Source organism: Pseudoalteromonas sp. MelDa3, assembly GCF_002863625.1.
Classification (GTDB): domain Bacteria; phylum Pseudomonadota; class Gammaproteobacteria; order Enterobacterales; family Alteromonadaceae; genus Pseudoalteromonas; species Pseudoalteromonas arctica.
Genome location: NZ_PJBR01000252.1, coordinates 1 through 7,668, shown reverse-complemented (window position 1 = coordinate 7,668; position 7,668 = coordinate 1). Strand labels below are relative to the sequence as shown.

The following is a 7,668-nucleotide window of genomic DNA, read 5'->3' as shown; positions in this document are numbered from 1 at the left end:
ATTTGCTTTTGTTTGTCGCTCCAGCGTTTATTTACAATAGGTTCGCCAGCTAAATTAATAATAATATCAACAGTGTTAAAATCTACTGCATTGACATTGCTTACGGCTTTAACTTTATGGCCCAATAATACGTTTGCTTTAGTCGGGTTTCGGCTAAGCACAGTAACAGTATTATGATGAAGTAAAAAAGGGCATAAGTGCTTACCAATTAATCCCGTCGCGCCAGTAACAAATATATGCATTATTAATCCTTACAATAAAATAGTAGCAAGTGATTAAAAAACATACTCGCTAGCAAACAGCTTTGCAAATTTATACGTAAAACAGGCTTTTATGATCACTTCGTAATTATTTCATTTAATTACCTTTTGCCTTACACTAAAGCCATATCATTAATAAAAGGATTAATAAATTGGCAAGTTTAACTGGAGTAAATAAAAGCTTAATAGTTTTTGCTTCCTTAGTGGTCGTACTCGCGGGGATAAAAGCGGCAAGTGTAATTATTATTCCGTTTATTTTGGCGGCGTTTATTGCCATTATTTGTAATCCGCTTATCAAGTTTTTTGCGCGCTACCGAATTCCTAAAGGGATTGCTGTTATGTTGGTAGTGCTTATTATAGTTGGCTTAGGTGTAAGCCTTGGCGGGCTTGTAGGGCAATCAATAAACGATTTTTCGCAGCAACTTCCTGAGTATAAAACACAACTCAAAGAAGAATTTGTATGGCTTGTAGATTTAGCATCTCAATACAACATACTGATTAATAAAGAACAGTTAATCAATATGTTCGACCCAGGTAAAATGGTTGATGTAGCCACTAATATGCTCACCGGTTTAGGTGGCGTAATGGCAAACATGTTTTTAATTATTTTAACCGTTGTTTTTATGTTGTTTGAAGGGCCAATGCTGAGCAAAAAAATACACATGGCACTTGAAGATCCCGATAGCAAAATGAAGCAAATTGACCGCTTTTTAGAGTCTATTAATTCATATCTGGCAATTAAAACACTAGTAAGTTTAGGTACGGGTATTATTGCTGCGTTTTACTTATGGATTTTAGACGTTGACTACTTTGTGCTGTGGGGGGTATTGGCATTTATGTTCAATTACATTCCTAATATTGGGTCAATTATTGCGGCTGTACCGGCTGTATTACTTGCGCTTATTACTCAAGGTCCGTTAATTGCGGGATTGGTTGCTGCAGGTTATTTAACAATAAATACGGTGATGGGCAATATTGTAGAGCCTAAGTTTTTGGGCAAAGGGCTGGGTCTTTCAACGCTAGTGGTATTTTTATCATTAATATTTTGGGGCTGGTTATTAGGTACTGTGGGTATGCTTTTATCTGTGCCCTTAACTATGATTGTAAAAATAGGCTTAGAAGCCAGTGCTGAAGGTAAGTGGGTTGCCACTCTACTAGGCAGTGGCGAAGACGTTGCTAAAAATAACTAACATCTATAACTATCAAGGGCTGTAAAATTAAAGCCCTTGATGGTTAAGTTATCAGTAAATACAGGGCTATTAATTAACAAACAATTTAATAGCGTCATCCACCGCGTTTATTGCGCCTTCTAAATATCCTGCTTCTTGTTTTGCAAACTCACTCGCTACAAAATGAATGTTCAAGTTATTTAATTGCTCATCTAAGCCTGAAAAATCAAATTCTGGGTGCTGCGAAGGCTGAGTTTGATCGTCTCTATTAGCTACAAACTTATCGTCTGCCCAGTCTTTAATAAAATACCCCGTTGCCTTTTCAGCATCTTTACCATAAAAGTAGCTAAGCTGCTGGGCACAGGCTTGAATTAATTGCTCTTTAGTTACTTGGTTTCGTGATAAGTAGGGCACACCTATAAAGCCAAATAATGCGGCGTAATTGCCATCTTCAGCACTGGCATCGTGAATTTCGACCATTGGGCCTACGCGACTAAAGCATTGTCCTGATAAGTTTTTATCACGCCAAAATGCATGTTCAAAAGTAGCTATAAATTTGGCTTGTCCTGCCATCCATGTAGGTACACTACTAAGACGGTTTATGAGCGTTGGAGTAGCCCATAGTTCAGGTGTTAAGTGTGTTGTAACCATACGAGCAGGAATAGCTGAAATTAGTTTTTCAGTAGTAAAGTGCTTTATATTACCTAAGTGATTAACTGTAATTTGCCAGTTATTATCACCTTTTTTAAGCTCAGTAACATTGTGTTCTAATAACACTGAATCAGGGTTAAGTTGCTCGTATAAGGCAGTTATTAAGGTATTCATGCCGTGCTTAAGCCTAAATAACTGCATATCTCCAGCACCTGCAATTTGTTGAGGCTGCTTGGAGTTAGGTGCTTGATATAACACATCACCTTTGTTGTATTGCTCAAATATACTTAAGTGGAGTGACTTTACTAAAGCTTGGATTTTTGGTTGGTGAGGAAATATCCACGTAGGACCCAAATCAAAACTAACATCGTTATTTATTGGTGATTGCGCAGCAAAAATTCGGCCGCCTAATTGCGATTTAGCTTCCAGTAATAAGTACTCAATATTAAGCAGTTGTAATTTATACGCACTGTATAAGCCGGCCAGTCCGCCACCTATAATTATTACTGGTTTAGTCATTTGTTTACCTATTAGCTATTTAGCAATCTACTAGTAGGTAGTTTGTTTTGATATGAATAAATTGTCAAGTAGGCTAAAGGGAACGAGTAGTGAAACGTAATACCAATCTGCTTATATACGAGGTCTATTTAACGTTAAGAAAATTACGCTAGAACTAGGCAAAAATTTTTGTATCTAGTTGTTCTAAATAAAAAATTTTTAACGACGTTATAGTGCAATTTAATTCGTTAAATTGATCAAAGATTTATGCAGGTTGGTATAACTAGTTTAGTGCGCTTAAGTTACGTTAAAATGGGTGTTTTAGTGATTCTGTAAATTGATTTATAAGCTCAATTTCACAGAGTTTATAGCTAATGGCCGCTGTTGTCGCATTAGGAAGTTTTATTAAGTAACGCCATTGGCAGGCACTCTCAAGGTACTTTTCGTTATTTTTAATGCTGCGCATAAATAACGGCAATACTTGCGTATTGCCTGTGCTTTCTTGTGATTTAGTTAGCTCATATTTGCGCTTTTGTATCCAACTGCCTTGTGCTTGCTTTGCTTTATCGATCTGGCTATCTAGGCATTGAATATACCGCTTAGCTTCATCGGTTGTTGCTTTAGCGGCTAAAGTACATGCTTCATCTGCAAAGCTGTACTGGCTTGTGGTTAATAGCACAATGGCAGTTAGTTTTAATAAATAGTTACTTTTTGTCATTGTAATTAAACTCTAAGATAAATTGAGCGCCGGCTAAGTTATCAGCATCGGTAATGGTAAGCGTCCCGTTATACGACTTAACTAAATCAGATACAATCGCCATGCCTACGCCGTGTCCGCTTTCGTATGTATCGAGGCGAGTACCACGTGTAAGTAAAGATTCACGTTTATCCTCTGGCACACCAGGGCCATCATCGCTAATTCCAATACACAGAGTTTTACTTTGGATTACTTGTATTTCTACTTGCGAGCGACACGCTTTACAGGCGTTATCAATTAAGTTACCGAGTAATTCCATTAAATCTGTTTGGTCACCTAAAAAGTAATCTTTTTCGGTTACGGTGCAGGTAAAAATAATATCTTTATCACGGTATACTTTTGCCATAGCACTGAGTATTGAATCGAGTACTGGCTTAATAGGTGTTTGCTTTTTCCACGTGTCTGATGCACCGGTTGCAGCACGCTTTAATTGGTGCTCGATCATCACATTAATTCGGTCGAGTTGTTCTTGTGCATCGGCATCGTTTGCCAATGGACTTGATTTTAGTACCGCAAGCGGTGTTTTAAGTGCATGAGCAAGGTCGCTTAATGAGGCTCTGTAGCGCTCTTTTTGGCGCTGTTGCGACTCAAGTAGCAAGTTTAGGTCTGCTTTTATTGTTTGCAGCTCCACAGGGTAGAGGCCTTTAATTTCTTGAATATCACCCGATTCAATCGCTTTTATTTCTTTATCGAGTCGTTGGAGTGGGCGAGCGCTCCAAATGAAACCAATCGCCATTAGGCCTGCAATTGCAATCCCCATGATAAACATCCAATCTACAAGGGTTTGCTTAAAGCCATCCATTAAACGAAGTAGAGCGTCGTTACGTTTAACTAATATAAAGCGGGCTTGTTCTGATTGATCTATGTTGTTTAAAATTACAGTCAGGCTAAGTTGCCAGTACGCGGTATTATTATACTCCACGCGCCTGAAGTCGGCGGCACCGGCTTTGGTCTCTATTTGTTGAGGTACATAGTTTAAATTTACAGCCGATTCTGAGTTCCAAACAGGGTCATCATCGCGGTAAATCATTGCGTAGGTATCTGAATTTAATCTGTTTAACTCAGGCGCTAAAATAGTGCTGGGCATAATAATACCATGCTCAGTAAAGTCGACTTCAGATATTAGCGAGTAGAGCTGTGCCTCGAGGGTTTTTTCTGTCGCATCAACAAGTGAAGCGTAATACGCTTTGCCAATTGAATAAAATAAGATAGGGAGTGCGACTAATAAAACAAAGACAAGGATAAATCCTTGCCTTATTTTTAACGATATTTGCGGTATTACCACTGGCTTTTAAGCCTGTAACCACGCCCACGTAGTGTTTCTACTGGGTTTAGTACGCCTTCTGGATCAAGCTTTTTACGCAAACGTAGTACAAATACTTCAATTACGTTTGAATCAAGGTCGAAATCTTGGTCGTAAATATGCTCAGTAAGTTCTGATTTAGAAATTACTTTTTGCGGGTTTACCATTAAGTATTCAAGTACTTTATATTCGTAAGCTGTAAGGCTAAGTTCTTTATCATCAACCCATACTTGTTGTGAACGTGTATGAATTTTAATTGGACCCGCAGTCATTTCTGGATTTGCTTTACCAGCACTGCGACGGATTAATGCATTACAACGTGCAATAAGTTCTTCAACATGAAATGGTTTAGTAAGGTAGTCATCAGCACCCGCATCTAAACCTTCTACCTTATCCTGCCAGCGATCGCGCGCTGTTAAGATTAAAATAGGGATAGTAATGCCTTGTGCTCGTGCTTTATTGATTAGCTCAATACCGTCTATTTTAGGTAAACCTAAATCAACTACGGCCATATCAAGCGGATATTCTGTAATGTGGAAAAGACCTGCTTCACCATCGTGGCATAAATCCACGCTGTAACGTTCTTTTTCTAAGGCATTACGTAGGTTATCTGCTAAATGTAAATCGTCTTCTATAACTAAAATTCGCATTTTTAATCCTTTTTCACTTCGCCGGTTTTTTTATTAATATGTAAATCAACGACGTGGCCGTCAGATTTGAGTATTCGTACGGTATAAAAATCTGTTTTTTCAGTGATCTTTAATGTCTTACCGCCAATTGTTTTCTTTGCGAGTATTACGGCTTTCTTTTTGTCCACCTCAGCATGAGATGCTTGGGTGGCGGTTGCTGCTTGACTAAAGTTAGCTAAGCTAACACAAGCAATAAAACCGAGGCTTAATAATACGCGCATAATGGAAAACTCCTAGACCAGACTCGCTTAGTTTAATTAACTAAGTTACTAAAATTCAAGTAAAAACGGTAAATTCGTTTTTATCCTGATAATTTTAATTAAAATCTTGTGAACAAACCCTGAATTACAGTGCAACACACGCTCTTAGGGTTTAATACACTTTTAAGCAGGGAACACTTTTTTGAAAGGTTTAACAATTGTATTTTCATAGATGCCAGCGGCAACGTAAGGGTCAGCTGCGGCCCACTCTCGAGCTGCTTCTATTGACTCAAACTCAGCAACAACTAATGAACCGGTAAAACCTGCTTCTTGAGGATCTTCACTATCGACTGCCGGAAACGGACCCGCAGTTAATAAACGGTTTTGTGAATCAAGCTCACTAAGGCGTGCTAAATGTGCCGGGCGTGCTGCTTTTCTAAGCTCTAAGCTGTTTTCAACGTCTGTTGAGTGAATCATGTACAACATAAGGAATCTCATAAAAATTGTTAAATTTGATTAACGCAATACTACCACAGCGTTGAAAATTGGTGAATTAAAAGCGTATTTACACAGGTTTACACTTCGATTTTATTTTTAAGCTGTAATTGCTTGAAAATCTCTGTGTAACACTGGTAGAGTCGCTGAAATATACAAAATAATAAAAAGGTTTTATGCATGAGCGAAAATAGAGAACGATTTAGTTCCCGTCTCGGATTCATAATGGCAGCGGCAGGTTCGGCTGTTGGTATTGGTAATTTAGTTGGTTTTCCGGTTTCTGCTACCAAAAATGGTGGTGGCGCATTCTTATTAATTTACGCCTTATTTGTCGTGTTCATTTGTTTACCAGTCATGATGGCTGAAATGGCAATGGGTCGTAACGCTCAAAAAGATCCACTTGGTTCGTACAAGCTATTATCTACTAACGATAAAAAATGGAAGCTAGCAGGTTTTTTAGCGGTGCTTACACCATTTATGATTGCTGTATTTTATATGGTGATTACGGTTTGGATCTTTGGTTATTTAACGCAAACAGGCCTCGGTAATTTAGATTTACTTGCAGATCCTGGCCACTTTGGTGTTTTTATTAATAGTTACACTGTGTTTGGTTATATGGCTGTTGTGGTTATTATCGTTAACTTAATTTTGTTAGGTGGTGTTAAACAAGGCATAGAAAAAGCCGCCAAATTTTTAATGCCCGCTTTATTAGTTATGCTACTAGCTCTAGTTACTTATGTATTAACGCTTGATAACGCAATGGCCGGTGTTAAATACTACATTATTCCTGATTTTTCTAAGATGAGTGCAAGTGTACTTAATGGCGCATTAAGCCAAGCGTTTTTCTCGCTATCGCTGGGTATGGGTATATTAATGACTTACGCGTCGTACATTTCTAAAAAGGATGACATTGTAAGTAGCGCTAAAATGGTCGCTATTACAGACTCACTCGTTGCGTTTGTAGCGGGCCTAATGGTGTTGCCCGCTATATTTAGCTTTGATCCAAACACAGACCCATCAGCACTTTCTGACTCGTCTGTATCAATGATTTTTGTATACCTACCTAAAATATTATTAGCACTGCAAAATGATATTGGTTATGTAGGTGCGTCTATTGTTGCGTTCTCATTCTTCTTATTAGTATTTTTTGCAGCGATTACTTCACTTGTTTCAATAGTAGAGGTACCGACAGCAACACTAAGTGACCGTAAAGGTATTAGCCGTAAAAAAGCATTGGGCATCCTTACACTTTCAACCGGTGTACTTACTATTTTATGTACAATGTCGTTTGGTATGATTGACAGCCTTACTTCGTTCACCAGTTATGGCGGCGTTAATAAGAGCTTTTTTGATATTATTGTTGATGTATTTTACGACACAATTTTACCGCTTAATGGCTTAATGGTGTGTTTGTTTGTAATGTACCGCTGGAAAAAAGCACGTTTAACACAAGAGCTAAGCTTAGGTTCGCCTAATTATGCGGGAAGCTTTATGGAAAAATACGTTAACTTTTCACTTTCAACGTTTATTCCTGTTATTTTAGCTGTGATATTTATTAATACAGTGGCGACTAAGTTTTTTGATTTAAAAATATTTGGTTTTTAAATAGACCTCTTTAAAAGCTTATTGAATAATAAAATGCCGCT

Annotated in this window: 9 protein-coding genes; 2 read left to right on the top strand and 7 right to left on the bottom strand. The window is 38.0% G+C overall.

The window, feature by feature from the left end; all coding sequences use genetic code 11:
- Positions 1 to 242: NAD-dependent epimerase/dehydratase family protein (locus CXF89_RS20685; protein WP_121955637.1), on the bottom strand; the 242-nt coding region annotated here is incomplete at its 3' end.
- A 170-nt stretch (positions 243 to 412) separates the two neighbouring features.
- Between CXF89_RS20685 and CXF89_RS20680 the strand changes: the two genes are divergently transcribed.
- Positions 413 to 1,450: an AI-2E family transporter gene (locus CXF89_RS20680; protein ID WP_007585280.1), complete on the top strand. Its 1,038-nt coding sequence runs from the start codon at positions 413 to 415 to the stop codon at positions 1,448 to 1,450.
- A gap of 69 nt (positions 1,451 to 1,519) precedes the next feature.
- On the opposite strand, the gene CXF89_RS20675 is transcribed toward CXF89_RS20680, so the two are convergent.
- From CXF89_RS20675 to CXF89_RS20650, 6 genes are all read right to left on the bottom strand, one after another.
- The gene (locus CXF89_RS20675; RefSeq protein WP_121955636.1) at positions 1,520 to 2,599 is read right to left on the bottom strand and encodes a flavin monoamine oxidase family protein; all 1,080 of its coding nucleotides are present in this window, start codon (positions 2,597 to 2,599) and stop codon (positions 1,520 to 1,522) included.
- Between the two features lie 286 nt (positions 2,600 to 2,885).
- Positions 2,886 to 3,296 carry a hypothetical protein gene (locus CXF89_RS20670; protein ID WP_007585278.1) on the bottom strand — a complete coding sequence of 137 codons (411 nt, stop codon included), beginning with the start codon at positions 3,294 to 3,296 and terminating at the stop codon, positions 2,886 to 2,888.
- Positions 3,283 to 4,620 (bottom strand): ATP-binding protein, encoded by a 1,338-nt coding sequence (locus CXF89_RS20665; RefSeq protein WP_121955635.1) that lies wholly within the window; start codon positions 4,618 to 4,620, stop codon positions 3,283 to 3,285. Before CXF89_RS20665 ends, CXF89_RS20670 begins: the two co-directional genes overlap by 14 nt.
- The gene (locus tag CXF89_RS20660; protein ID WP_007375447.1) at positions 4,614 to 5,288 is read right to left on the bottom strand and encodes a response regulator transcription factor; all 675 of its coding nucleotides are present in this window, start codon (positions 5,286 to 5,288) and stop codon (positions 4,614 to 4,616) included. The genes CXF89_RS20665 and CXF89_RS20660 overlap by 7 nt, the downstream gene beginning before the upstream one ends.
- Positions 5,289 to 5,290: 2 nt before the next feature.
- Positions 5,291 to 5,548 carry a PepSY domain-containing protein gene (locus CXF89_RS20655; protein ID WP_024594903.1) on the bottom strand — a complete coding sequence of 86 codons (258 nt, stop codon included), beginning with the start codon at positions 5,546 to 5,548 and terminating at the stop codon, positions 5,291 to 5,293.
- Positions 5,549 to 5,710: 162 nt separating this feature from the next.
- Positions 5,711 to 6,013 (bottom strand): YciI family protein, encoded by a 303-nt coding sequence (locus CXF89_RS20650; RefSeq protein ID WP_010552536.1) that lies wholly within the window; start codon positions 6,011 to 6,013, stop codon positions 5,711 to 5,713.
- A 189-nt stretch (positions 6,014 to 6,202) separates the two neighbouring features.
- Here CXF89_RS20650 and CXF89_RS20645 point away from each other — a divergent pair, with 189 nt between their 5' ends.
- Entirely contained in the window at positions 6,203 to 7,627 is a 1,425-nt protein-coding gene (locus tag CXF89_RS20645) for a sodium-dependent transporter (RefSeq protein ID WP_121955634.1), read from the top strand.
- Positions 7,628 to 7,668 lie beyond the last annotated feature (41 nt).

Coding starts and splice junctions, on each gene's coding strand:
- CXF89_RS20675 (WP_121955636.1), bottom strand. CDS start 2,599: ATGACTAAACCAGTAATAATTATAGGTGGCGGACTGGCCGGCTTATAC.
- CXF89_RS20670 (WP_007585278.1), bottom strand. CDS start 3,296: ATGACAAAAAGTAACTATTTATTAAAACTAACTGCCATTGTGCTATTA.
- CXF89_RS20660 (WP_007375447.1), bottom strand. CDS start 5,288: ATGCGAATTTTAGTTATAGAAGACGATTTACATTTAGCAGATAACCTA.
- CXF89_RS20655 (WP_024594903.1), bottom strand. CDS start 5,548: ATGCGCGTATTATTAAGCCTCGGTTTTATTGCTTGTGTTAGCTTAGCT.
- CXF89_RS20650 (WP_010552536.1), bottom strand. CDS start 6,013: ATGTTGTACATGATTCACTCAACAGACGTTGAAAACAGCTTAGAGCTT.
- CXF89_RS20645 (WP_121955634.1), top strand. CDS start 6,203: ATGAGCGAAAATAGAGAACGATTTAGTTCCCGTCTCGGATTCATAATG.